26 protein-coding genes and 5 tRNA genes are annotated in these 24,995 nt (G+C 55.1%); 23 read left to right on the forward strand and 8 right to left on the reverse strand.

The window, feature by feature from the left end; translation table 11 throughout:
- The first annotated feature begins 126 nt into the window (after positions 1–126).
- Positions 127–1,641, forward strand: coding sequence for a nitric oxide reductase transcriptional regulator NorR (gene norR, locus AWR26_RS05490; protein ID WP_064564184.1), 1,515 nt, complete (start codon positions 127–129; stop codon positions 1,639–1,641).
- Here the strand turns inward: norR and gutQ are convergent.
- The 8 genes from gutQ to AWR26_RS05530 form a co-directional block, all read right to left on the reverse strand.
- Entirely contained in the window at positions 1,638–2,603 is a 966-nt protein-coding gene (gutQ, locus tag AWR26_RS05495) for an arabinose-5-phosphate isomerase GutQ (RefSeq protein ID WP_064564186.1), read from the reverse strand. The genes norR and gutQ overlap by 4 nt on opposite strands.
- Positions 2,596–3,369: a glucitol operon DNA-binding transcriptional repressor SrlR gene (srlR, locus tag AWR26_RS05500; protein ID WP_064564188.1), complete on the reverse strand. Its 774-nt coding sequence runs from the start codon at positions 3,367–3,369 to the stop codon at positions 2,596–2,598. Before srlR ends, gutQ begins: the two co-directional genes overlap by 8 nt.
- 70 nt (positions 3,370–3,439) lie before the next feature.
- Positions 3,440–3,796 carry a transcriptional regulator GutM gene (gutM, locus tag AWR26_RS05505; RefSeq protein ID WP_064564190.1) on the reverse strand — a complete coding sequence of 119 codons (357 nt, stop codon included), beginning with the start codon at positions 3,794–3,796 and terminating at the stop codon, positions 3,440–3,442.
- Between the two features lie 118 nt (positions 3,797–3,914).
- Positions 3,915–4,694 carry a sorbitol-6-phosphate dehydrogenase gene (gene srlD, locus AWR26_RS05510; protein WP_043952496.1) on the reverse strand — a complete coding sequence of 260 codons (780 nt, stop codon included), beginning with the start codon at positions 4,692–4,694 and terminating at the stop codon, positions 3,915–3,917.
- Between the two features lie 17 nt (positions 4,695–4,711).
- Entirely contained in the window at positions 4,712–5,074 is a 363-nt protein-coding gene (srlB, locus tag AWR26_RS05515; RefSeq protein WP_007370542.1) for a PTS glucitol/sorbitol transporter subunit IIA, read from the reverse strand.
- Positions 5,075–5,083: 9 nt separating this feature from the next.
- A complete protein-coding gene (srlE, locus tag AWR26_RS05520; RefSeq protein ID WP_064564192.1) occupies positions 5,084–6,043 on the reverse strand; it encodes a PTS glucitol/sorbitol transporter subunit IIB in 960 nt (319 codons plus the stop codon).
- The gene (srlA, locus tag AWR26_RS05525) at positions 6,040–6,600 is read right to left on the reverse strand and encodes a PTS glucitol/sorbitol transporter subunit IIC (protein ID WP_043952498.1); all 561 of its coding nucleotides are present in this window, start codon (positions 6,598–6,600) and stop codon (positions 6,040–6,042) included. The genes srlE and srlA overlap by 4 nt, the downstream gene beginning before the upstream one ends.
- A 79-nt stretch (positions 6,601–6,679) precedes the next feature.
- Entirely contained in the window at positions 6,680–6,835 is a 156-nt protein-coding gene (locus AWR26_RS05530; protein WP_156525207.1) for a hypothetical protein, read from the reverse strand.
- Positions 6,836–6,873: 38 nt separating this feature from the next.
- On the opposite strand from AWR26_RS05530, the gene mltB reads away from it, so the two are divergent.
- The 22 genes from mltB to AWR26_RS05640 all read left to right on the forward strand — a co-directional run bounded on the left by mltB (position 6,874) and on the right by AWR26_RS05640 (position 24,863).
- Positions 6,874–7,956 carry a lytic murein transglycosylase B gene (gene mltB / locus AWR26_RS05535; RefSeq protein ID WP_064564194.1) on the forward strand — a complete coding sequence of 361 codons (1,083 nt, stop codon included), beginning with the start codon at positions 6,874–6,876 and terminating at the stop codon, positions 7,954–7,956.
- 354 nt (positions 7,957–8,310) lie between these two features.
- Complete coding sequence (locus tag AWR26_RS05540) at positions 8,311–9,864, forward strand: BglG family transcription antiterminator (RefSeq protein ID WP_064564196.1); 1,554 nt, start codon at positions 8,311–8,313, stop codon at positions 9,862–9,864.
- A 26-nt stretch (positions 9,865–9,890) separates the two neighbouring features.
- Positions 9,891–10,361: a PTS sugar transporter subunit IIA gene (locus tag AWR26_RS05545; protein ID WP_035890276.1), complete on the forward strand. Its 471-nt coding sequence runs from the start codon at positions 9,891–9,893 to the stop codon at positions 10,359–10,361.
- Between the two features lie 19 nt (positions 10,362–10,380).
- On the forward strand, positions 10,381–10,695 hold the full coding sequence (locus AWR26_RS05550; RefSeq protein ID WP_064564198.1) for a PTS fructose transporter subunit IIB: 315 nt from the start codon (positions 10,381–10,383) through the stop codon (positions 10,693–10,695).
- Positions 10,696–10,713: 18 nt separating this feature from the next.
- Entirely contained in the window at positions 10,714–11,805 is a 1,092-nt protein-coding gene (locus AWR26_RS05555; protein ID WP_039080097.1) for a PTS fructose transporter subunit IIC, read from the forward strand.
- Between the two features lie 11 nt (positions 11,806–11,816).
- On the forward strand, positions 11,817–12,668 hold the full coding sequence (locus AWR26_RS05560) for a class II fructose-bisphosphate aldolase (protein ID WP_043952501.1): 852 nt from the start codon (positions 11,817–11,819) through the stop codon (positions 12,666–12,668).
- 81 nt (positions 12,669–12,749) lie between these two features.
- Positions 12,750–13,610, forward strand: a complete 861-nt coding sequence (locus tag AWR26_RS05565) for a ketose-bisphosphate aldolase (protein ID WP_007370551.1) — start codon at positions 12,750–12,752, stop codon at positions 13,608–13,610.
- A 48-nt stretch (positions 13,611–13,658) separates the two neighbouring features.
- Positions 13,659–14,576, forward strand: a complete 918-nt coding sequence (locus AWR26_RS05570) for an ROK family protein (protein WP_064564200.1) — start codon at positions 13,659–13,661, stop codon at positions 14,574–14,576.
- Positions 14,573–15,259: a D-lyxose/D-mannose family sugar isomerase gene (locus AWR26_RS05575; protein ID WP_064564202.1), complete on the forward strand. Its 687-nt coding sequence runs from the start codon at positions 14,573–14,575 to the stop codon at positions 15,257–15,259. The genes AWR26_RS05570 and AWR26_RS05575 overlap by 4 nt, the downstream gene beginning before the upstream one ends.
- 383 nt (positions 15,260–15,642) lie before the next feature.
- A complete protein-coding gene (locus AWR26_RS05580; protein ID WP_064564206.1) occupies positions 15,643–16,317 on the forward strand; it encodes a metal ABC transporter ATP-binding protein in 675 nt (224 codons plus the stop codon).
- Entirely contained in the window at positions 16,314–17,177 is an 864-nt protein-coding gene (locus AWR26_RS05585; protein ID WP_064564208.1) for a metal ABC transporter permease, read from the forward strand. The genes AWR26_RS05580 and AWR26_RS05585 overlap by 4 nt, the downstream gene beginning before the upstream one ends.
- A 12-nt stretch (positions 17,178–17,189) precedes the next feature.
- Complete coding sequence (locus tag AWR26_RS05590) at positions 17,190–18,068, forward strand: metal ABC transporter substrate-binding protein (protein WP_064564210.1); 879 nt, start codon at positions 17,190–17,192, stop codon at positions 18,066–18,068.
- Between the two features lie 192 nt (positions 18,069–18,260).
- Positions 18,261–18,758 carry a nicotinamide-nucleotide amidase gene (gene pncC / locus AWR26_RS05595; RefSeq protein WP_064564212.1) on the forward strand — a complete coding sequence of 166 codons (498 nt, stop codon included), beginning with the start codon at positions 18,261–18,263 and terminating at the stop codon, positions 18,756–18,758.
- A gap of 90 nt (positions 18,759–18,848) precedes the next feature.
- Complete coding sequence (gene recA, locus AWR26_RS05600) at positions 18,849–19,913, forward strand: recombinase RecA (RefSeq protein WP_007370558.1); 1,065 nt, start codon at positions 18,849–18,851, stop codon at positions 19,911–19,913.
- Positions 19,914–19,981: 68 nt separating this feature from the next.
- Positions 19,982–20,482, forward strand: coding sequence for a recombination regulator RecX (recX, locus tag AWR26_RS05605; protein WP_064564214.1), 501 nt, complete (start codon positions 19,982–19,984; stop codon positions 20,480–20,482).
- Between the two features lie 130 nt (positions 20,483–20,612).
- Complete coding sequence (gene alaS / locus AWR26_RS05610) at positions 20,613–23,243, forward strand: alanine--tRNA ligase (protein WP_064564216.1); 2,631 nt, start codon at positions 20,613–20,615, stop codon at positions 23,241–23,243.
- A 240-nt stretch (positions 23,244–23,483) separates the two neighbouring features.
- Positions 23,484–23,669, forward strand: coding sequence for a carbon storage regulator CsrA (gene csrA / locus AWR26_RS05615; protein WP_007370562.1), 186 nt, complete (start codon positions 23,484–23,486; stop codon positions 23,667–23,669).
- A 336-nt stretch (positions 23,670–24,005) separates the two neighbouring features.
- Positions 24,006–24,098, forward strand: a tRNA-Ser gene (locus AWR26_RS05620).
- 4 nt (positions 24,099–24,102) lie between these two features.
- A tRNA-Arg gene (locus AWR26_RS05625) sits at positions 24,103–24,179 on the forward strand.
- Positions 24,180–24,375: 196 nt separating this feature from the next.
- A tRNA-Arg gene (locus tag AWR26_RS05630) sits at positions 24,376–24,452 on the forward strand.
- 61 nt (positions 24,453–24,513) lie between these two features.
- Positions 24,514–24,590 (forward strand) — tRNA-Arg (locus AWR26_RS05635).
- Between the two features lie 196 nt (positions 24,591–24,786).
- Positions 24,787–24,863: transfer RNA gene (locus AWR26_RS05640), tRNA-Arg, on the forward strand.
- Positions 24,864–24,995 lie beyond the last annotated feature (132 nt).

Raw genomic sequence — 24,995 nt, forward strand, 5'->3', positions numbered from 1 at the left:
CCAACTTTTTAATTAATTGATTTCTATATTTTTTAATGGGTTAACTGAAAAGATAGTTGTCATTATGACTATGATATTTACAGTCAATATGACACTATGCATTGTCAAAAAGACAGTGAGGTAAGCATGAGTTTTTCACTGAATGTGCTGGCGGGAATCGCCATTGAATTGCAGAGCGGTATCGGCCATGCGGATCGCTTCCAGCGGCTGATTACCACGCTGCGCCAGGTGCTGGCCTGCGATGCCTCTGCGCTGCTGCGCTACGAGGCGCGGCAGTTTATTCCGCTGGCCATCGACGGGCTGGCGCAGGACGTGCTCGGCAGGCGTTTTACGCTGGAAGGGCACCCAAGGCTGGAAGCGATTGCCCGCGCGGGGGATGTGGTGCGTTTTCCGGCCGACAGCGGTTTGCCCGATCCTTATGATGGGCTGATCCCCGGCCAGGAGAGCCTGAAAGTGCACGCTTGCGTCGGGCTGCCGCTGTTTGCCGGGCAGAACCTGATTGGCGCGCTGACGCTGGATGGTATGTCTCCGGATCAGTTCGACACCTTCAGCGACGAAGAGCTGCGGCTGATTGCGGCGCTGGCGGCAGGAGCGTTGAACAATGCGCTGCTGATTGAGCAGCTGGAGAGCCAGAATATACTGCCCGGCGCGCCCGCTGCGTTTGAGCCGGTGGCGCGCAGCGAAATGATTGGGCTATCGCCGGGCATGGTGGCGCTGAAAAAAGAGATCGATATTGTTGCCGCGTCCGATCTTAACGTGCTGATCAGCGGCGAAACCGGCACCGGGAAAGAGCTGGTGGCTAAGGCGATTCATGAAGGTTCCGCGCGGGCAGCCAGCCCGCTGGTTTATCTCAACTGTGCAGCGCTGCCGGAAAGTGTGGCCGAGAGTGAACTGTTCGGCCACGTGAAAGGGGCTTTTACCGGAGCCATCAGCAATCGCAGCGGCAAGTTTGAGATGGCAGATAATGGCACGCTGTTTCTTGATGAGATCGGTGAATTGTCCCTCTCATTGCAGGCCAAGCTGCTGCGGGTCTTGCAGTATGGCGATCTGCAACGTGTCGGCGACGATCGCAGCCTGCGCGTGGATGTGCGCGTGCTGGCGGCGACGAACCGCGATCTGCGAGAAGAGGTGCTGGCTGGCCGTTTTCGCGCCGATCTCTATCATCGTCTTAGCGTGTTTCCGTTGTCGGTACCGCCGCTGCGTGAACGGGGCGACGATGTGGTGCTGCTGGCGGGTTACTTCTGCGAGCAGTGCCGTCTGCGTCTGGGGCTTGGCCGGGTGGCGCTCAGCCCCGGCGCGCGTGCGCATTTACTCAGCTACGGCTGGCCGGGCAATGTGCGCGAGCTGGAACATGCCATTCACCGCGCGGTGATTCTGGCGCGCGGGACGCGCAACAGCGACGATGTGGTACTGGAGGCGCGACATTTTGCCCTCAGCGATGAACAGACGCCGGTGGTACAAACCGCTTCGGCGTTACCGGCGGGACAAAATCTGCGTGATGCCACCGAGGATTTCCAGCGGGCGCTGATTACCAGAACACTGGAAGAGTGTGGGAGAAACTGGGCGGCCTGCGCCCGGGCGCTGGAACTGGACGTCGCCAACCTGCACCGGCTGGCGAAACGTCTGGGACTGAAGCGTTAAAGAATACCGGCCTGATAGAAATCCTGCAGGTTGATGGCACCCACCAGAATTCCCGCGTCATCCACCACCGGCGCGGCGGCGATTTTACGCTGCATCAGGCGCTCTTTGGCATCCACTGCGCGGCTGTTGGCGTCCAGGGTGATGCCGCCGCGCGTCATCGCTTCGCTGACGGCGGTGGTTAACGCGCCGCCTGCCACCAGCCAGCGGCGCAGATCGCCATCGGTAAAGACGCCTTTAACCTGACGCTGCGCATCGCAAACGGCCACCAGACCTAAACCGGTGCGGCTTAGCTCCAGCATCGCCTCCATCACGCTGGTCGTCAGTTGCACCTGCGGGATCTGCTCCTCTTTGCGCATCAGATGATGCACTTTATTCAGCAGCCGCGCGCCGAGCGCGCCTGCCGGATGCGAGCGGGCAAAATCCTCTTCGTCAAAGCCGCGCGCCTGCATCACCGACATCGCCAGCGCATCGCCCATCATCAGCGTCGTGACGGTACTGGAGGTCGGCGCAAGGTGCATCGGGCAGGCTTCACGTTCAACGGAGATATCCAGTACTGCGTCGGCGGCGAGCGCCAACGGCGAGCGCGGTTTACCGGTCATCGCCAGCAGGGCGACGGATTTCTCCGCCAGCCGCGGCAGGATCAGATCCAACTCTTTTGCCGAACCGGAGTAGGAGATAAACAGCATCACATCGCGGCTTTCAATCATGCCCAGATCGCCGTGCAGCGCTTCCGCCGGATGCACGAAAAAGGCCGGAGTGCCGGTACTGGCAAAGGTGGCGGCGATCTTTTTGCCGATATGCCCCGATTTGCCGATGCCGGAAACAATGACTTTACCTTCGCACTTCAGCACTGTTTCGGCGGCACGCACGAAAGCCTCACCGAGCCGCTCCGGCAGGCGGCTTGCTTCCTGAAGCTCCAGTAGCAGGGTCTGGCGCCCGGCATTAATTAACGACTCACTCATGATCTTCTCCGGCAATGATCACCTCGACGCCTTTGGTTTCCAGCGCGGCGCGAACGTCTGCCGGGATCCCGGCGTCGGTGATCAATTTATTGACGCTTTCCAGACTGCACACCACGTTCGGGCTTTTGCGGCCAAACTTCGATGAGTCGGCCATCAGAATCACTTCCCGCGCGGCGTTGCACATCGCTTTGCTGACGGTGAACACTTCGTTGAAGGTGGTGACGCCCGCGTTCAGATCGATGCCGTCCGTGCCCATAAACAGCTTGTCGAAGCTGAAATGGTCAAAGGCGTTTTCCGCCAGTTGGCCGTGAAACGAGGCGGATTTTTTGCGGAAGGTGCCGCCGGGCATCAGGATGGTCTGCTCGTTATCCAGTTCCGATAACGCGTTGACGATGTGCAGGCTGTTGGTCATCACCGTGATGTTATTGAAGTGGCTGAGCAGCGGCACCATCTGCAAAACGGTGCTGCCCGCGTCGAGGATGATCGAGTCGCCGTCATGAATATAGGTGACCGCTTTTTCGGCAATCAGCCCCTTTTGTACGGTGTTGATCAGCGTTTTGTGATCGATAGGGGGATCGGCTTCGTCTTTATTGAGCACCACGCCGCCATAGGTGCGGATCACCGCGCCGGAATGCTCCAGCGCGACCAAATCCTTACGTATGGTCGTCCCTGTGGTGTCGAAGTATGCTGCCAGCTCTTCAACAGAACACTTTCCCTGCTTTTGCAGATGCTCAAGAATAGCCGCCTGACGCTGACGTGGTTTCATAGGCGCTGATATCCTGCGTTACGTTGCGAAATGATAATTTCGCAAGCTAATAGCGTTCACAACGAAATTATCAATGTTTCATTTTAAGCGCTAATGATAGAGCATTCTGACAGGCCGGATCATGGGGAAAGATCACATCAGGCTCTAATTCCTCTCTTTTCACACCGATTAAATGGTTGATTTTTGCCGGGCGGGCGAAAACCGTAATGCCGCGCATCAGCAGGGTATCGCAAACACAGTCCTGCTTATCAAAAGCGACAGCCAGAACGACGCGGGGTTTAAAACGCCCGCCGGAGCGGCCAACGCCGACGCGTCCGCGCTGGCATAGCGCGTCGAACGCCTGGTTGAACTGGCGGATTTGCCAGCCGCCAAGCGCTAGCTGGCTGAGCCAGGCGATGGCGGCGACGGTGATCAGGGCTGAAACCATCCTCTTCTCCTTTATTGTTGCGTCAGGCTAACGCCTTATCCGGCCTGTGACGTTCCGCTTTCAGACAGTACGCTCAGGCCAATAAGCAAAGCGCCATCAGGTGATGGCGCATGCACTATCAGAACATCACCTGGCCGCCGGTCACGTTAATCGACTGCCCGGTGCAGTAAGAGGCTTTTGGGCTGGCGTAAAACATCAGCACATTCAGCACGTCCTGATAGTCGCAGCCGCGTTTTAGCGGCACTTTGTCGATGTAGTACTGCTCGACCTCGTCAGCCGCAATGCCCAGTTTGCTGGCATATTGCGGGATAAGTGACTGGAACATCGGTGATTTCAACAGGTTGCCCAGCATCAGCGAATGCACCGTAATGCCATATTCCGCCAGGTCCAGCGCCAGCGACTGGGTCAGGCCGACGCCGCCGAATTTTGCTGCGCTGTAACCGGAATTGTGTTTGCTGCCCACTTTGCCGGACTTTGAGTTGATCTGGATAATGCGCCCCTGAATACCGTCACGAATCATCAACTTGGCGAACTCACGCGCGCAGAGGAAATAGCCGACCAGGTTGACCTGTAGCGAGCGGTCAAAATCCCCCAGCGCAAAATCGCTGATAAACGCGGCCTTGGCGATGCCGGCGCTGTAGACCAGCAGATCCGCACGGCCAAAAATTTCGTCCACGCCGCGCGCCAGCGCCAGCACACTATGCTCGCTGGTGGCATCCGCGCCAAAGCCGTAGGCCATCCCTTCGCCAAACTCGCTGTTAATCTCCCGGGCGACATTCGCCGCTTTATCACTCTGAATATCCACTACCGCCACGCGGTATCCTTCTGCGGCAAGCCCACGGCACAGGAACGCCCCGAGGGTTTGTCCTCCGCCAATGACAACGGCAACCTGTTTCATACTCTTCTCCTTACGACTTAAGCGACAAATTTCAAAATGCAGCCGGGGGCGATAGTGTCTGGCACCGGGCCTGCGACATGTACCGTTCCGGGGTATTCCGCCTGCGTTTGCCCATCAAAACGCAGGGTGATATGGCCCAGCTCGCGCAAATTCTGTTCGGCGACATCGCCAACGGCGGTAACCGGGTAATGCTGCTCGCCAAGCTCGAATTGCGCGCCGGGTAGCAGTGCGCCGCTAAGCGCACCGTGGTTATGGATAAAACAGAACTCGGCGACATCGGCGGGCGCGCCTTCCCTGAAGGTAATCAGCATGTTGTCACTGAGCGCATCCGCTGCGCTGTCGCCGATGCGGGTAATGGTGGTTTGATAAATAACGCTCATGACAGCTCCTTACTGATAAATGAAACCGGAAACAAACCAGGCAATCAGCACCGTTGGCGCGCCGGTCAAAAAGCGGCTGACCAGCACTGACGGCACACCGACGCGAACCGTGTCCTGGCGGGCTTCCGCCAGTGACAAACCGACCGGGATAAAGTCACAAGCCGCCTGCGCGTTAATGGCAAACAGCGCGGGCAGGGCGAGATGCGGTGGGATATTCCCCTGGCCAATTTGCACACCGATCAGCACGCCAATCACCTGCGCGATGACGGCACCAGGGCCGAGAAACGGCGACAGCAGCGGGAAAGAGCAGATCAGCGCCAGCGTTACCAGACCCAGCGGATGGCTGGCCAGCGGTGCCAGACCGTGGGCGATCCAGTCGCCGAGACCAGAGGCGATAATGATGCCGATTAACGCCGAGACGAAGGCCATAAACGGCAGGATGGTTTTCAGCACCGTATCGATGGTGTCGCGCCCGGCCTGAAACAGCACCGCCACAGCCGAGCCCATGCCCATACCGACTTTTGCCAGCAGCCCGTCGCTCTGCTCGGTGATTTTTTTGCTGCTGTCGTAATCCCGCCGGGCGGCCGGTTTGGCCGTGGCTGCTTCGCCTTGCAGATGAATGTTTTCCTCTTTCACGCCAGAGACATAGATATCTTCGAGGATGTACTGCGCCAGCGGCCCGGATTTCCCCGTTGCATGGATGTTCACCGTCGGGATGCGCCGTTTCGGGTAGATGCCACAGCGCAGCGTGCCGCCGCAGTCAATCACCGCCACGCCGATCTCTGATTCCGCCGGTTCGCCCTCTTTAAAACCGTCCACTGCCTGCCAGCCGGTAAGCTGCGCCAGCTTGTCAACGATGGCCGGACGCGTTCCGGCAGTGATATAGACGATTTTCTTCTCAACGCTGGCGTCGATTTCCAGCGGGCCGCCCCAGCCGCCGGCGCCTTTTTCAATCACAATGCGGGTCATGATGCTGCTCCGGCGAGTTGGACATCCTGTTCAAGTTGAATACCCATTTTCTTCTCGAAAATGGCCGTCGTGAGATCGGTAATCCAGCCACGGAAGAAGTTAGTGACCAGGCCAACCAGCAGATAGCTCACTGCCAGCGGGCCTAACGGTAAACCGAGTGTGGTCAGGCCGTTGGCGATGCCGAGATAGACAAACAGCTCGCCGGGGTTAATGTGCGGAAACAGGCCGTTCATCGAGTGGCAACTGTAAGATGCCGCAGCGTAATAACTGGGTTTGTAGCGCTCCGGCATAAAGCGCCCGAGGCTTAATGTCATCGGGTTGCAGAAGACAAAAGTGCCGACGCACGGCAGCAGCAGGTAACGGGTCAGCGGATTGCCCGCGCAGCGCTGCGCGAGCTTTTCAATTCGCTGCTGACCAATAAAGTTAATCAGCGCATTCATGATCACCAGCAGGCTTATCAGCAGCGGCAGAATACCGGTCACCATGCCGGTAAAAACTTCTCCGCCTTTCTGAAACAGCCCGATGAACCATTCGGCACCATGCGTGATGGTTTCCATTGTTCTCTCCTGTAGGGTTGTCGTTTTGTTGTTTAACTGTGCGCTATCATAATCATGATGAAAGGTTGAAATGTGTTATTTAGATCTCGTTATGAAAGAAAAAATGATCATTGTGAAAGATTGTGCGAAGAGCGCCGCTTTTAAATGAACACGCAATGAGAAGAGAAAAAGTGGGGTGCGATCGTGCGCGCAGGGCTGATGTCGCTTCCTTGTCGGTAGCCAGATGCTTTACCATACTTGCTCCTGGCTGAATTCGTTTAAAATGGACCTCCCATGTTGAAGCGTTATTACGCAGCGTTGCTGCCTGCGTTTGTTGTGCTCTGTGCCTGTAGCAGTAAACCCCAGCTTGCCGAAACCCCTCAAACCGTATCACCTAAGCCTTCCGGCGGTTTTTTGCTGGAGCCGCAGCATTCGGTAGTGATGACCAGCGGCGACTTCGCCAATAATCCGGCTGCGGAACAATTCATCGATATGATGGTGAGTAAGCACGGTTTTGACCGCCAGCAACTGCACGAAATTCTGTCGCAGGCGAAACGTCTGGACTACGTGCTGCGCCTGATGGACAAACAGGCACCGATATACACCGGGCCGACGGGGCCGAATGGCGCCTGGCTGCGCTATCGCAAACAGTTCATTACCCCGGATAACGTGCAAAACGGCGTGGCGTTCTGGAACCAGTATGAAGATGCGCTCAACCGCGCGTGGATGGTCTATGGCGTACCGCCGGAAATCATCGTCGGCATTATCGGCGTGGAAACGCGCTGGGGCCGGGTGATGGGCAAAACCCGTATTCTGGATGGTCTGGCGACGCTGGCCTTTGCTTATCCGCGCCGTGCGCAATATTTTGCCAGCGAACTGGAAACCTTCCTGCTGATGGCGCGCGATGAGAGCGATGATCCGCTCGATCTGAAAGGTTCTTTCGCCGGCGCGATGGGCTACGGCCAGTTTATGCCTTCCTCCTATAAAGAGTTTGCCGTTGATTTTAATGGTGATGGTCACATCAACTTGTGGGATCCGGTCGATGCTATCGGCAGCGTGGCGAACTACTTCAAACAGCACGGCTGGGTGAAAGGCGATCTGGTGGCCGTTCCGGCCAACGGCCAGGCGCCGGGGCTGGAGAATGGCTTTAAAACCAACTACAGCGTCGGACAGCTGGCGGCGGCAGGTTTAACGCCGCAGCAGCCGCTGGGCAATCATCAACAGGCCAGCCTGCTGCGCCTGGATATTGGTACGGGTTATGAATACTGGTACGGGTTGCCGAACTTCTACACCATCACCCGCTATAACCACAGCACCCACTACGCGATGGCGGTCTGGCAGCTCGGCCAGGCTGTAGCGTTAGCGCGCGTGCGCTGATCTTTTCCCCTCCTGCGGGCTGTCTCTTATGCACAAATCCCTGATGTGGTCATCGGGGATTTTTTTGCACCTGACACGGGCAATGCCGGACATCCGCAAAAAAATTATCTGATTTAAAATTTTTATCCTCCCCATATTTGCGAGCGCTATCACGTTAATTAGCGTGAAAAGTGTGATCTGCGCTGGAAATATCTCCTGGATTTCCCTTCTTGTCTTATTCTCTGTCCGGAAGGCAGGACACGATTTAGTATTGTCGTTATTTCAATGCCCTTTTATATTTATCATCACGGATTGCAAGTGGAGCTTATCTGTTCAGAGCTTCTTAATTATTTTTAATCTGCGTAAGGGTAAATAATGCAAATGATTACCTCGCGACAAAACAGATTATTGAAATTCCTTCTTCCACGAAGGGAATTTATTACCTTGTTAAAAATCGCTGAATACTTAAATGTTTCGGAAAAAACCATTCAACGCGATTTACGAATACTGGAGCCGTGGCTAGCACAATGGAATATTGGCATAAATAAACGTGCCGGTGCCGGGATCATGTTAAGCGCAGATAATATAACCGACCTGTTGCATCTCGATCAGCTGCTTGGTGTGGAAGGTGACGATACCGATGGCATGATGAACAATTCCCGTCGAGTGAAAATAGCCTCACAATTATTAAGCGAAACGCCACATGAAACGTCTATCAGCAAATTATCGGAACGTTATTTTATCAGCAATGCTTCAATTGTTAACGATCTGAAAGTGATTGAATCCTGGATTGCTCCGCTGGGATTGACGTTGATTCGTAGCCAGAGCGGAACGCATATCGAAGGTAGCGAAAGTAGTGTGCGTCAGGCAATGGCATCGCTGATTAATGGCATCATTAACCATAACGAACCGGGCAGCGTGATCTATTCCCGCCTCGACCCGGGAAGTTATAACGCGCTGGTCAATTATTTTGGCGAAGAAGACGTTTTATTCGTTCAGTCATTATTACAGGAGATGGAAAACGATCTCTGCTGGTCGCTGGGCGAGCCGTATTACGTCAATATTTTTACTCATATCCTGATCATGATGTACCGCATTACGCGCGGCAATGCGCTGCCGAAAAAGGACGATAACGCCAGCGTCTTCGATGAAAACATCTTTTCCGTTGCCAGCCGCATGATTCAGCGTATCGAAACACGCATTGCCCATCCGCTGCCGGAAGACGAAGTCTGGTTTATTTATCAATATATTATCTCTTCCGGCGTGGTCATCGAAGAGCATAACGATGTCAGCGTGATTGGCCATATGCACTCCAGCGATGAGGCCCGGCTGATTACCTGGCGGCTTATCGCAACCTTCGCCGAGATGGTTGACAGCGATTTTAGCCAGGACATCGCGCTGTACGACGGACTGCTGATTCACATTAAGCCTTTGATTAACCGTCTCAATTACCAGATTTGCATTCGTAACCCGCTGCTGGACGATATCAAAGGCGAGTTACAGGACGTCTGGCGGCTGACCCAGTGTGCGGTGAACCGGGTGTTCAGCGGCTGGGGCGAGCAGGCGGTATCGGAAGATGAAGTCGGCTATTTAACCGTGCATTTCCAGGCGGCGATGGAGCGACAGATTGCCCGTAAGCGCGTACTGCTGGTCTGTTCGACGGGGGTCGGCACCTCGCATCTGCTGAAAAGCCGCATTCTGCGCGCTTTCCCGGACTGGACCATCGTTGGCGTGGTCTCTGCGGGGAGCTTGCCGTCGGTACTGACAGAAGATATTGAACTGGTTGTCTCGACGATCAATCTGCCGGCCATTGCTCTGCCAGTGGTATACGTCACCGCTTTTTTTAATGACGCCGATATTAAGCGCGTGACGGAAACGATTATTACGGAAAAATTGCATCGTGCGACGTCTCTGGTCGTCGAACATTAATATCATGAATCCATGAGGTATGTTTAATGGACATAACAAAAATCCTGAATACAAATCGCGTTATTTTAAATATGAAAGCTACGAATAAAACGGAGGCGATTGAGGAATTAACCGATCTTTTACAAAAAGATGGCGCTATTAGTTGCCGGGAAACGTTTATTCAGGATGTCTGGCAACGTGAATCAGAAGGATCGACCGGCTTCGAAAATCATATCGCGATACCCCATGGTAAATCCTCGGCGGTAGTTAATACCACCCTGGCGATTGGACGTACACACCACGATATTCCCTGGGAAACACTGGATGGCAGTAACGTGCGCTGCATTATTTTATTTGCTGTACGGCTTGAAGATCAAAATACGACGCATATTCGCCTGCTTTCTCAGGTGGCAGGTGCACTGGCGGATGAAGAAATCATCGAGCAATTGCTTGAAGAGAGCAGTCCACAAAAGATTATTGACTTATTTAGTCAATATGCTGAATCCGATGTTTGCTAAATAAAAAGTGGGGTATGTTATGAATATTGTTTGTGTCGCTGCCTGTACGGCAGGAATTGCACATACGTATATTGCCCGCGAGAAGTTGATTAAAGGCGCGAAAGCGCTTGGGCATAATATTAAAGTTGAAACTCAGGGCACTATCGGTACTGAAAATGAGTTGCTGGCGGAAGATATTTCTGCAGCCGACGTCGTTATTCTTGCGGTCGATGTCAAAATAAAAGGAGAAGAGCGCTTTATTAATAAACGCATCGTGCGAGTTAAAACCGAAATTGTCATTAAATCATCCGTTCAGTTTCTTGAAAAGGTCGAGAAATCATTAGCTAATGCGTGATCCTTATCTGGAGGTCACATGAGTGAAAATAAAGTTCCTGTTTCGCAGGAAATAAAAAGACATCTTTTGACGGGCATCTCGTGGATGATTCCGTTAATTGTGGCAGCGGGCATTTGTATTGCCCTCGGCCAGGTACTCGGCGGCACAAACGTTGGAGAAAAAACGGGCACCATCCCCTGGATGCTCAATCAGATTGGCGGCTGGGGAATGGGGTTGATTGTTCCCCTGATCAGCGCCGCCATTGCCTACTCCATTGCTGACCGTCCCGGATTCGCGCCGGGCCTGATTGTTGGCTTTGTCTGCGGGCAGATTCATACCGGGTTTATTGGCGGGATGCTGGGGGGGTTCCTGGTGGGTTATACCGTCCTGCTGCTTAAGCACTATATTCGCCTGCCGAAATCAATGCAGGGTCTGATGCCCATCATGGTGCTACCAGTGCTGAGCACCATTATCGGCGGCCTGCTGATGATGACGCTGATCGGCAAACCCATCGCCTGGCTGCAGGAAGCGCTGATCCACATGCTGGAGTCGATGCAGGGCGGTTCACGCTTCCTGATGGGGGCCATCCTCGGTGCAATGGCGACGTTCGACTTCGGCGGCCCGGTGAACAAAACCATGTCGCTGTTCGCCGATGGGCTGCTGGTGAGTGGTGTGTACGGGCCGGAAGCGGTGAAGTTTGTCGGCTCTATTATTCCGCCGTTCGGCATTACCCTCTCGTTCCTGCTGACACGCCACAAATACACTCGCGCTGAACGTGAAGCGCTGAAAGCCGCCTTCCCGATGGGGATCTGCATGATTACCGAAGGGGTTATTCCGATTGCGGCGCGTGACCTGCTGCGCGTGGTCGGCTCCTGTGTGGTGGCCTCGGCTATTGCGGGTGGTCTGATCATGGTGTGGGGCGTGGAAAGCCCGGTGCCGCACGGTGGCATGTTCGTGGTCCCGCTGTTTACCCATCCGCTGCTGTTCTGCCTGGCGCTGGGGATCGGCACGGTTATCTGCGGCGTGATGCTGTCACTGTGGAAGAAACCGGTGACCGAGCGTGACGAAGAGTTTGACGAGCTCAGCGATAAGAAACTGAAAGACGAAGAGATCACCTTCACCCTGGAATAAACGGAGACCCTATGTTTGCCGATATGAAAAGCATGGTGACCAAAGCCTGGTGTGAACACTATGCATTGCTCGCTATCAACTGTATGAACCTGGAAAGCGCCCGTGCGGCGGTTCGGGTTGCCGAGAAACACCGCGCACCGATCATCCTGAACCTGTATCAGGAGCATCTTGCCCATTTCCCGGCACCGGTTGCCGTGGCGGTGGTAAAAGCGTTGGCCGAGGAGGCCACGGTGCCGGTCACACTGGCGCTGGACCACGGGAAAGATCCCGTGCGCATTCGCCAGGCGTTTCGCGCCGGGTTTAGCGGGCTGATGATTGATGCGTCCGCCTTCCCGCTGGAAGAGAACGTCCGTCAGACCCGCGCGGTGGTTGAGCTGGCTGCCAGCGCCGGGCTGTGTGTGGAGGGAGAGTTGGGCCATCTGGCCGATGCACCGCGCTACGATCACGCCACCAATGCGGATCTGATGACCCAGGCCGCCGACGTCGAGCCGTTTATCCAGCAGACTGGGATTGACCTTCTGGCAGTGTCAGTCGGAACCGCGCACGGCATGTACGCCCCCGGCATCACGCCCGCCATCGATTTTCAGCGCCTGGAAGAGGTGGCTCGCAAATCGACGGTGCCCCTGGCATTGCACGGCGGCAGCGGAACCCCGTTTGACCAGATGCAGCGCTGTCCGTCATTTGGCGTCGCCAAGATCAACGTTGGCGCTGCGGTGTTCGAAGCCGGGAAAGCCGCGCTGCTGCATACCCTGTGTCATGACAATTCTCGCGAACTGGTGGATGTGTTGATGGCCATGGAGCAGGCCAGCGAGGAAGCCATTATCCCGTATCTACAGGCCAGCGGCGCCATCGGCAAAGCCTGATTCATTTTTCTGTAACGCCTTCTATGCCTCTGCAACGATGCACCGGCAGGGCTTGCTACACCCTGAAACTGGAGAATTAACATGTTAATTTCGATGAAAGAGTTACTGAAACCCACCCGCCAACACGGTTTCGCCATTGGTGCGTTCAACGTAGCGGACAGCTGCTTCATTCGCGCGGTGGTGGAAGAAGCGGAAGCCACCAACACGCCTGCAATTATCTCTATCCACCCCAGCGAACACGATTTTGTCGGGGATAGCTTTTTCGGCTATGTCCGCGATATCACCATGCGCAGCCCGGTGCCGTTCACCCTGCACCTGGATCACGGCGCATCGGTCGAGCATGTGCTTCGGGCAATCCAGTGCGGGTTCACCTCGGTGATGATCGACGGCTCGCTGCTGCCCTATGAGGAGAACGTGGCGCTGACCAAAGAAGTGGTGCGTCTGGCGCATGCGGTGGGCGTTTCGGTGGAAGGGGAACTGGGCACCATCGGCCAGACGGGCACGTCTGTGGAAGGCGGCGTGTCGGAAGTGACCTATACCGACCCGGCACAGGCAGAGGATTTTATTGCCCGCACCGGGGCAGATACTCTGGCGGTGGCGATCGGGACGGCACACGGCATCTACCCGAAAGGGATGCAGCCGAAGCTGCAAATGAACATTCTGCGCGATATTGCCGGGCGTCTGGATATTCCGCTGGTGCTACATGGAGGTTCGGCCAACCCGGATGTAGAAATCGCCGAGTCCGTGACCCTGGGGGTGGGTAAAATCAATATCTCCAGCGACATGAAGTACGCCTACTTCCAGAAAGTGCGTGAGATCCTTGCCAGAGAAACCTGGTGGGATCCAAACGTGATCTATCCGGATGCGATCAACGCTGCGCGAGATGTGATCCGCCACAAAATGAAGCTGTTTGGATCAACCGGGAAAGCATCACTCTACTAAGGCCATTAAGGCGGGGTCGCCCGCCTTTTTCGCAATAAGGAAAGAGATATGTACTACCTGGGGCTGGATATCGGCGGCACGAAAATGGCGGCGGTGGTGATGGACGCACAAGGGCAGGAAATAGCCCGTTACCGTTGCCCGACGCAGAAAGCGAGTTATCCGCAGTTTGTGGAGTCGGTGGTCGCCTTTATCGACCAGATTAGCCATGACATACAACTGCCGATGATGACCGGGATTGCCCTGCCGGGCAGCGTCTCGCCGCTGAGCGGTCTGATTAAGAACTCTAATATCCAGGTGATTAATGGTCGCGCGTTGCAGACGGATCTCCAGCAGTTGCTGGGGCAGACAATTGTAATGGCAAACGACGGGAACTGTTTCGCTTTGTCGGAAGCCTGTGACGGTGCGGGGCAGCAGCATGAAGTCGTGTTCGGTATCACGCTCGGTACCGGCTGCGGTGGCGGGATAGCCATTCACCGCCAGCCGTTTGTTGGCGCGTGGGGGAATGCCGCCGAGTGCGGACATATCACCCTGCCTGGCTACAGCGAGCAACTCGATGGGCCGCCAGTGCGCTGTTACTGCGGTAAAGATAACTGCGTGGAGTCGTTTGTCTCCGGGACGGGGTTGAGTGAACGCTATCAATGGCTTAACGGGCAGGATCTTACGGGCGATGCGATTGTGGCGCTGGCGCAGCAGGGGGAGCCCGATGCCGTGCGGCAGGTCGCGCGGTTTCGCCAGCAGCTTGCCCGCACTCTGGCGACGGTGGTGAATCTTCTCGATCCAGGTGTGATTGTGATTGGCGGCGGGCTGTCGAATGCGGCGTTGCTTATCACGAACCTGGACACCGAAGTGGCCCACTTTGTTTTTACCGATCATTTCTCCACTCCTATTGTGAAAGCCCATCACGGCGACAGCAGCGGCATGCGTGGCGCTGCCTGGCTTGCCATTCGAACCGGGAGAACAGAATGAAACGTTCGCAGATTAACTATGCCATTGATAAAGCTCATGCCATCGCCGAGACGTTCGGGGTGTGCCTGCCGGAGTTTGCGTTTTTTACCGCCGATGCCTGGCGAAAGCAGCCGCTGGGGGAGTGGGGCGAAGTGCTGGATCTGCAGTTGGGCTGGGATATCACCGATTTTGGCCGGAGTGATTTCGGCAAGATTGGCCTGACGCTGTTGACGTTGCGTAACGGCGCGCTGAATTCGAGAGCGTACCCAAAGCCGTATGCCGAAAAGATGCTGCAAATTCAGCAGGAGCAGCAGACGCCGTGGCATTTTCATACCCATAAGATGAAAGACATTCTGAACCGGGGCCGCGGCGATTTGTGTATGCAGCTCGGCTGGGCGACGGATGAGGCGCTGTTTGACGAGCGGCGCACGGTTGAAGTGAGCGTGGACGGGCGGCAACGTACGTTTAAGCCCGGCGAGACGCTGGTGTTAAAACCGGGGCAGGGGGTGTGTCTGCCGCCGCGTTTGTATCACCGTTTCTGGGCCGAGAAAACACTTGTGCTCGGTTGGGAGATTTCGATGGTGAATGACGATAAGCGCGATAACTATTTCCTCGAACCTGGCGGGCGTTTTCCGACCATTGAGGAGGATGTCCCCGTGAAGTGGTTGTTATGCAAAGAATATGATCGTTTGAATGTGACGTGACACGAACGGTATCTTATATGTACAGCGCCTTTTTCCCCCTTTCCCTTTTCTGTTTCTTATATTCAAATCCCTGATGTGGTCGTCGGGGATTTTTTTGAACCTTTTCCCCGTCCATGGGCAAAACATGAGCGTAAATGGCTCTTGCGAAGATCTGATCAAGAGATAGCTTGCGGAAGGGGAATCTGAAACATTTCGATGCACTCCCGTTTCGCCTCTGCATTTACATCAACGCCGTGAATGTTTATTGTTACGTTATAACATATTTGAGGCGTGTCGATGATCCCCGTAACTCTGTTTTCTCTGTCTGGTGCGACCCGGCTGCTGCTGGCCGTCGCGTTATTGCTGGTGCTCTGGCTCCTGACTGATTGGGCGGTCACGTTGCCATGATTGAACTTGACCATTTAGTGGCGGGATATGACCGGCTGGCAATTACGCCTGCGCTTTGTGGCACTCTGGAGCGCGGAAGTATGACTGCTATTGTCGGCGCTAACGGCTGCGGCAAATCGACATTACTAAAAACGCTGGCCGGCTTTTTACCGCCGGTGAGCGGCGTACTGCGCTGGCAACCGTCTCGCCCGACAATTGGCTGGCTGGCGCAGCGTCACGCGCTGGAATCACAGTTTCCACTCACCGTTCAGGATGTGGTTTGTATGGGCTGTTGGCCGCGTATCTCCCTGTTTCGCGGCCTGAATCGTGATGCGCGTAAGCGGGTTGCGCAGGGGCTGGAACGCGTGGGCTTAACGGCCATGGCGCGTGAAACTATTGATACGCTCTCCGGCGGGCAATTCCAGCGCATGTTATTTGCCCGCGTCTGGGTACAAAACGCGCCGCTGGTCATGCTGGATGAACCCTTCACCGGCATTGATGAAATTACCTCGCAGGTATTGATGGAACAAATCGTTGATATGCATCGCGCAGGGCAGACCATTCTGGCAGTGCTGCACGATAGCGAACGCGTGGCGCGTTACTTTCCGCAAACTCTGCGCCTTGGCGAAAAAGCCGCGCAGTGGGGCGCATCCGCTCAGTTTCAGGCGACGGCTGAGGTGTGCAGCGCATGATTTGGCATCTCTTTTTCCAGCCGTTTATTGAATTTGGTTTTATGCGCCGCGCGCTGGTGGTTTGCCTGGCGCTTTCGGTTAGCACTACGGCGCTGGGCGTCTTTTTGCTGCTGCGTCGTATGAGCCTGATGGGCGATGCGCTTTCGCACGCCATTCTGCCGGGTGTGGCAGTTGGTTACTTACTGAGCGGTATGTCGCTGCTGGCGATGAGTATTGGTGGCTTCGTTGCCGGCATCACCGTGGCGCTGGTCGCCGGCTGGGTCAGCCGCCGTACGCCGCTGAAAGAGGACGCCAGCTTTGCCGGTTTTTATCTCGGCTCACTGGCGCTGGGCGTCACGCTGGTGTCGTTACGTGGCTCAAACGTCGATCTGTTGCACCTGCTGTTTGGTTCGATTCTGGCGGTGGATAGTGATGCGGCGCTGTTTGTTGCAGGTGTCGCCAGCCTGACGCTGATCGTGCTGGCGGTGGGTTATCGCGGGTTGGTCAGCGAAGCGTTCGACAGTGCGTTTTTGCAGGTGAATGCCTCCCGCTTGCCGGGGTTGCTGCACGGGCTGTTTCTGGCGCTACTGGTATTAAATCTGGTCGCCGGGTTTCAGGTTCTCGGCACGTTGATGGCAGTGGGCGTCATGATGCTGCCCGCCGTGGCAGCACGCTGTTGGGTACGCACGCTACCCGCCTTGCTGCTGCTGGCGGCGGTGACCGGTGCGCTCTGTGCCTGGCTGGGCTTAAGTTTATCGTGGATGGCGGGCCTGCCTGCGGGCCCTGCCATCGTGCTGACCGCCAGCGCGGTGTTCTTTTTTTCCGTTTTATTTGGCACGCGCAGCGGGCTGGCTCAAAGCCTGCGCGCACTTTTAACGTAGCAAGGGGAAATGATGAAACGTACAGGGGTGATACTGGCGCTTGCGCTGGGCTTGATGGCGCAGGGCGCGATGGCAAAAACGTTAAATGTGGTCACCAGTTTTTCGATTCTGGGCGACATTACAAAAGAAGTGGGCGGCGAGCATGTAAAGGTGACGACGCTGGTCGGGCCGGATGGCGATCCGCACACCTTTGAACCCTCAGCGAAAGATAGTGCGCTGCTGAATAAAGCCGATGTGGTGGTGGTTAATGGTTTAGGGCTGGAAGGTTGGCTCGACAGGCTGGTGAAAGCCTCCGGTTTTAAAGGCCAACTGGTGGTGGCTTCAACTGGCGTATCCACGCATACGCTGGAAGAGGATGGTAAAACCGTGACCGATCCCCACGCCTGGAACAGCGCCGCTAACGGTGCGCTGTATGCACAAAATATTCTGGCTGCGCTGGTGAAAGCCGATCCGGAAGATGAAGCTGCGCTCAATGCGTCCGGCCAGCGCTATATCGCCGAATTAAAACAAATGGATAGCTGGGCGAAAGAGCGCTTCAGTGCAATCCCGCAGGCGAAACGCAAAGTGCTGACCAGCCATGATGCCTTCGGTTATTTCGCCCGTGCCTATAACGTGGAGTTTATGGCGCCGCAGGGGATCTCTTCGGAGAGCGAAGCCAGCGCAGAGCAGGTGGCCTCGCTGATTAAGCAGATCAAAGCCGATGGCGTACATGTCTGGTTTATGGAGAACCAGCTCGATCCGCGCCTGGTGAAACAGATTGCCAGTGCCACCGGCGCGCAGCCGGGCGGTGAACTCTATCCGGAAGCGCTCAGCTCGAAAGGCGGCGTGGCGGATACTTATCAGAAAGCGTTTCGCCATAACGTTGACACCATCGCAAACAGCATGAAATAACCCCCTCTGTAAGCCGGATAAGCGACAACCGCCATCCGGCGAATTACCCGGCGGCCGGGCTTGTGCTTCAGGCCGCCATTTTCTCTACCGCGCTTTTTTCGGAAGCCTCCTCGTAAATTCATTAACCCATCCCCACATTTGCCCGGAAAGTGGTATCTTTTCCGCCACGATTTTTTGCGCACGGGAGCCATCATGACGGACACTGAATTAATGCAACTGAGTGAGCGTATCGGGCAGGCGTTAAAAGCGCGCGGCGCAACGCTAACGACGGCGGAATCCTGCACCGGCGGCTGGGTTGCAAAGGTCATCACCGACATTGCCGGCAGTTCCGCCTGGTTTGAACGTGGGTTTGTTACCTACAGTAATGAAGCCAAAGCGCAAATGATTGGCGTGCAGCCCGACACCCTGGATGCGCACGGTGCGGTGAGCGAGCCGGTGGTGGTGGAAATGGCGATTGGCGCGCTGAAAGCCGCGCGTGCCGATTATGCTATTTCGATCAGCGGCATCGCTGGCCCGGACGGCGGCAGTGAGGAGAAGCCGGTCGGCACCGTCTGGTTTGGCATTGCCTGCGTCAGCGGGGAAGGGATTACACGGCGCGAATGCTTTCCTGGCGACCGTGAGTCGGTACGCAGGCAGGCGACGGCTTATGCGCTGCAAACACTCTGGCAACATTTTCTACAAAAGACTTGATACTGTATGACTATACAGTATAATTGTGACAACAGAACAGTAATTCACCGCGGGGCGTAATGCGCTTCACTCTGCATGACAGGAGTAATAATGGCTATCGACGAAAACAAACAAAAGGCGCTTGCAGCTGCACTGGGTCAGATCGAAAAGCAATTCGGTAAAGGCTCCATCATGCGTCTGGGTGAAGACCGCTCCATGGATGTGGAAACTATCTCCACCGGTTCGCTCTCGCTGGATATCGCGCTGGGCGCAGGCGGTCTGCCGATGGGGCGTATCGTCGAAATCTACGGGCCGGAATCATCCGGTAAAACCACGCTGACATTGCAGGTGATTGCCGCAGCGCAGCGCGAAGGTAAAACCTGTGCGTTTATCGATGCGGAGCACGCGCTGGATCCGATCTATGCCCGTAAGCTGGGCGTTGATATCGACAACCTGCTGTGCTCTCAGCCGGACACCGGTGAGCAGGCGCTGGAGATCTGCGATGCGCTGGCGCGTTCAGGCGCAGTTGACGTGCTGGTTGTCGACTCCGTAGCAGCATTGACGCCGAAAGCGGAAATCGAAGGCGAAATCGGCGACTCTCACATGGGCCTCGCGGCACGTATGATGAGCCAGGCGATGCGTAAGCTGGCCGGTAACCTGAAACAGTCCAACACGCTGCTGATCTTTATCAACCAGATCCGTATGAAAATTGGCGTGATGTTCGGCAACCCGGAAACCACCACCGGCGGTAACGCGCTGAAGTTTTACGCTTCTGTGCGCCTGGATATCCGTCGCATCGGCGCGGTAAAAGAGGGTGACAACGTTATCGGCAGCGAAACCCGCGTAAAAGTGGTGAAAAACAAAATCGCTGCGCCGTTCAAACAGGCTGAATTCCAGATCCTTTACGGTGAAGGTATCAACTTCTACGGCGAGTTGGTTGACCTCGGCGTGAAAGAGAAGCTGATCGAAAAAGCGGGTGCCTGGTACAGCTACAACGGTGAAAAAATCGGACAGGGTAAAGCGAATGCAACAACCTGGCTGAAAGAGAACCCGGCAACGGCGAAAGAGATCGAGAAAAAAGTGCGCGAGATTCTGCTCAGTAATCAGAATTCCGCTGCGGAATTCTCGGTGGATAGCAACGGCGAAGACGTTGAAGAAACCAACGAAGATTTCTGATAATCTGAACCGCAATCGAGGGCTGCTGACGCAGCCCTTTTGCTTTTCTGCGACCACAGGAATGTGCCATGTCTGATGATACTCCCCGCCGTTCTGCTCTTCCCCGTTTGCGCGATCGGGCGATGCGGATTCTGGCGATGCGCGATCACAGCGAAAAAGAGTTTCGCCGCAAATTAACGGCGCCGGTAATGGGAAAAAACGGCCCGGAGGAGCTCGACTGTACGGAAGAAGAGGTGGAGCAGATTGTGGAGTGGTGTCTTGAGCACCATTTTCTCGATGATGCCCGTTTCGTGCGACAGTTTATCTCCAGTCGCGCACGCAAAGGCTATGGGCCTGTTCGTATTCGCCAGGAACTGAATCAAAAAGGGATCGCGCGGGAAACGACGGAGCAGGCGATGCGGGAATGCGATGTTGACTGGGTCGCCAGTGCCCGCGATCAGGCGCTGCGCAAGTATGGAGAACCACTACCAACGGAATTTGTCGCGAAAGTAAAGGTGCAACGCTTTTTGCTCTATCGGGGCTTTTTGCAGGAAGATATTCAGGAGATATGGCGAAATTTTGCCGACTGAGCGCACACGGGATTTTACTTCGCACTAAAGAAAACTTATCTTATTCCCACTTTTTCCAGTAACTGGCGCGTCTGCTATGTCATGGCGGCGGCTGGTTACCATATTTCGTTAGCTTGATTTCAGGATAATTATGAGCAAGAGCACCGCTGAGATCCGTCAGGCGTTTCTCGATTTTTTCCATAGCAAAGGACATCAGGTAGTTGCCAGCAGCTCCCTTGTGCCAAATAACGACCCGACTTTGCTGTTTACCAATGCAGGGATGAACCAGTTCAAGGATGTGTTCCTTGGGCTCGACAAGCGTAATTATTCCCGCGCCACCACGGCACAGCGTTGTGTCCGTGCCGGTGGTAAACACAATGACCTGGAAAATGTCGGTTACACTGCACGTCATCACACCTTTTTTGAAATGCTGGGCAACTTCAGCTTCGGCGATTACTTCAAACATGATGCTATTCAATATGCATGGGAACTGCTGACCGGTGAAAACTGGTTCAACCTGCCGAAAGAGCGTCTGTGGGTGACGGTGTACGAAACGGATGATGAAGCTTACGAAATTTGGGAAAAAGAAGTTGGTATCCCGCGTGAGCGTATTATTCGCATCGGTGATAACAAAGGCGCAGCTTACGCGTCTGATAACTTCTGGCAGATGGGCGATACCGGCCCGTGCGGCCCGTGTACTGAGATTTTCTACGATCACGGCGATCACATCTGGGGCGGCCCTCCGGGCAGTCCGGAAGAAGATGGCGACCGTTACATCGAAATCTGGAACATCGTCTTTATGCAGTTTAACCGCCAGGCTGATGGCACCATGGAACCGCTGCCGAAACCGTCAGTGGACACTGGTATGGGCCTGGAGCGTGTGGCAGCCGTACTGCAACATGTGAACTCCAACTATGAAATCGATCTGTTCGTTAAGCTGATCGAAGCCGTAGCGAAAGTAACCGGCGCGACGGATTTGAGCAACAAATCCCTGCGTGTTATCGCGGACCACATTCGCTCCTGTGCTTTCCTTATTGCTGACGGCGTGATCCCATCGAACGAAAACCGCGGCTACGTGCTGCGTCGTATCATCCGTCGTGCTATCCGCCACGGTAACATGCTGGGCGCGAAGGACACCTTCTTCTATAAACTGGTTGCGCCGCTGATCGCTGTGATGGGCTCTGCCGGTGAAGATCTGCAACGCCAGCAGGCGCAGGTTGAACAGGTTCTGAAAACCGAAGAAGAGCAGTTTGCCCGTACTCTGGAGCGCGGTCTGGCGCTGCTGGACGAAGAGCTGGCAAAACTGAAAGGGGATACGCTGGACGGTGAAACGGTCTTCCGTCTGTACGATACCTACGGTTTCCCGATGGATCTGACAGCGGACGTTTGCCGCGAGCGTAACCTGAAAATTGATGAAGCCGGTTTTGAAGCCGCCATGGAAGAGCAGCGCCGTCGCGCCCGCGAATCCAGCGGTTTTGGCGCGGACTACAACGCGATGATTCGCGTGGATAGCGCCTCTGAATTTAAAGGCTACGATCATCTTGAACTGAACGGCAAAGTGACTGCGCTGTTTGTCGATGGCAAACCGGTGAACGCGATTGCTGCAGGGCAGGAAGCGGTTGTCGTGCTTGATGAAACGCCATTCTATGCAGAATCCGGCGGTCAGGTTGGCGATAAAGGCGAACTGAAAGGCAACGGTTTTGCGTTTGCCGTGCAGGACACACAGAAATATGGTCAGGCAATTGGCCACATCGGCAAGCTGGCGACCGGGACCCTGAAACTGGGTGACGGCGTGAAAGCGGAAGTCGACGAAGCGCGTCGCGCGCGCATCCGCCTGAACCACTCTGCAACGCACCTGATGCACGCTGCGTTGCGTTCCGTTCTTGGCACCCACGTCGCCCAGAAAGGCTCGCTGGTGAATGACAAAGCGCTGCGCTTTGACTTCTCTCATTTCGAAGCTATGAAGCCGTCTGAGATCCGCGCGGTGGAAGATCTGGTGAACGCGCAAATTCGCCGTAACCTGCCGATCGAAACTAACATCATGGATCTGGAAGCTGCGAAAGCGAATGGCGCGATGGCGCTGTTTGGCGAGAAATACGATGAGCGCGTACGTGTACTGAGCATGGGCGATTTCTCTACCGAATTGTGTGGCGGTACACATGCTTCCCGCACCGGTGATATCGGTCTGTTCCGCATTGTGTCTGAATCCGGCACTGCTGCGGGTGTGCGTCGTATCGAAGCGGTTACCGGTGAAGGTGCGATTGCCAGTCTGCATGCACAGAGCGATCAGCTGCACGATATCGCGCAGTTGCTGAAAGGTGATAGCCAGAACCTTGGCGACAAAGTGCGTACCGTTATTGATCGTACGCGTCAGCTGGAAAAAGAGTTGCAGCAGCTTAAAGAGCAGGCGGCAGCGCAGGAGAGCGCGAACCTGTCCGGTAAAGCTATCGATCTTAACGGTGTGAAATTGCTGGTCAGCGAACTGGCAGGCGTCGAGCCGAAGATGCTGCGTACCATGGTGGACGATCTGAAGAACCAGTTGGGTGCTTCTGTTATTGTTCTCGCCACTGTGGCTGAAGGGAAAGTTTCTCTGATTGCGGGCGTCTCGAAGGATGTGACTGACCGTGTGAAAGCAGGGGATCTGGTTGGTATGGTTGCCCAGCAGGTCGGGGGCAAAGGGGGCGGACGTCCGGACATGGCGCAAGCCGGTGGTACCGACGCGGCTGCGCTTCCTGCTGCTCTTGCCAGTGTTAAAGACTGGGTAAGCGCAAAACTGTCATAACTACAAAGCGAATGCACAGGCCATAATCTTACCGATTATGGCCTTGTTGCCACTACGCTATTGATAACAAGAAAGTCAGGTTGAAGTTGTGTATATCGGCTAAACTTACGTTTAACAGAATGTGATGCCGTGACTGCTTACACTTTACGTGTTTGTCATCGCTTACTTTTTGGCGTTATATGATGGATAATGCCGGGATACAGAGAGACCCGACTCTTTTAATCTTTCAAGGAGCAAAGAATGCTGATTCTGACTCGTCGAGTTGGTGAAACCCTCATGATTGGGGATGAGGTCACTGTGACTGTCTTAGGGGTTAAGGGTAACCAGGTGCGCATTGGCGTTAATGCCCCGAAAGAAGTATCTGTTCACCGTGAAGAGATCTACCAGCGTATCCAGGCTGAAAAATCACAGCAGTCCAACTACTGATGCTATTATGCGTCTCGCGGCTCTACGGCGAGACGCAACACCTCCTCCAGATTTTCTCCTCTCCAGGTTTCCTTTTTATTTCAGCCCGCTGATTTTTTATATCAGCCTCGTATTTTCGTGGCTGGCTTGTTTTTGTCTTTCTTCAACGAAGCGGCGGAAATTCTGCTGAGAAAACATCCTTTTTGGCCTTTTTACAGGCTAATTGACTGCGAAGTGTGCAAACGATTCAGGGGCTGGAAAAATTGTTTGACTTATAAGTCCCAGAAAGTAATATGTGCGCCACGCAGCGACGATGAGCTCTCAACAAGTTCTTCAAAGCACTCGAAAGAGGCGTGTGGTGAGGTGGCCGAGAGGCTGAAGGCGCTCCCCTGCTAAGGGAGTATGCGGTCAAAAGCTGCATCCGGGGTTCGAATCCCCGCCTCACCGCCATTTTGCATCCGTAGCTCAGCTGGATAGAGTACTCGGCTACGAACCGAGCGGTCGGAGGTTCGAATCCTCCCGGATGCACCATATTTTGAGGAAATGACAGCGAGTTTGTTGTTTCCGAAACGGCGGATAAAACCGCCTGCACCAGGGGGGATAACGTTGCATTAGCAACGGCCCGCAGGGCGAGTCGCAAGACGAGTCATCCTCCCGGATGCACCATCTTTGTCAGTGTGGCGAGGAACGCAGCACTGAATCAGCGCAGTAAATAAGTATTCCCGATGCATCCGTAGCTCAGCTGGATAGAGTACTCGGCTACGAACCGAGCGGTCGGAGGTTCGAATCCTCCCGGATGCACCATCTTTATCAGTGTGGCGAGGAACGCAGCACTGAATCAGCGTAGTAAATAAGTAATCCCGATGCATCCGTAGCTCAGCTGGATAGAGTACTCGGCTACGAACCGAGCGGTCGGAGGTTCGAATCCTCCCGGATGCACCATATTTTGAGGAAATGACAGCGAGTTTGTTGTTTCCGAAACGGCGGATAAAACCGCCTGCACCAGGGGGGATAACGTTGCATTAGCAACGGCCCGCAGGGCGAGTCGTAAGACGAGTCATCCTCCCGGATGCACCATCTTTATCAGTGTGGCGAGGAACGCAGCACTGAATCAGCGTAGTAAATAAGTATTTCCGATGCATCCGTAGCTCAGCTGGATAGAGTACTCGGCTACGAACCGAGCGGTCGGAGGTTCGAATCCTCCCGGATGCACCATATTTTGAGGAAATGACAGCGAGTTTGTCGTTTCCGAAACGGCGGATAAAACCGCCTGCACCAGGGCGGATAACGTTGCTTTAGCAACGGCCCGCAGGGCGAGTCGAAAGACGAGTCATCCTCCCGGATGCA

The organism is Kosakonia oryzae, assembly GCF_001658025.2.
Taxonomy (GTDB): Bacteria; Pseudomonadota; Gammaproteobacteria; order Enterobacterales; family Enterobacteriaceae; genus Kosakonia; species Kosakonia oryzae.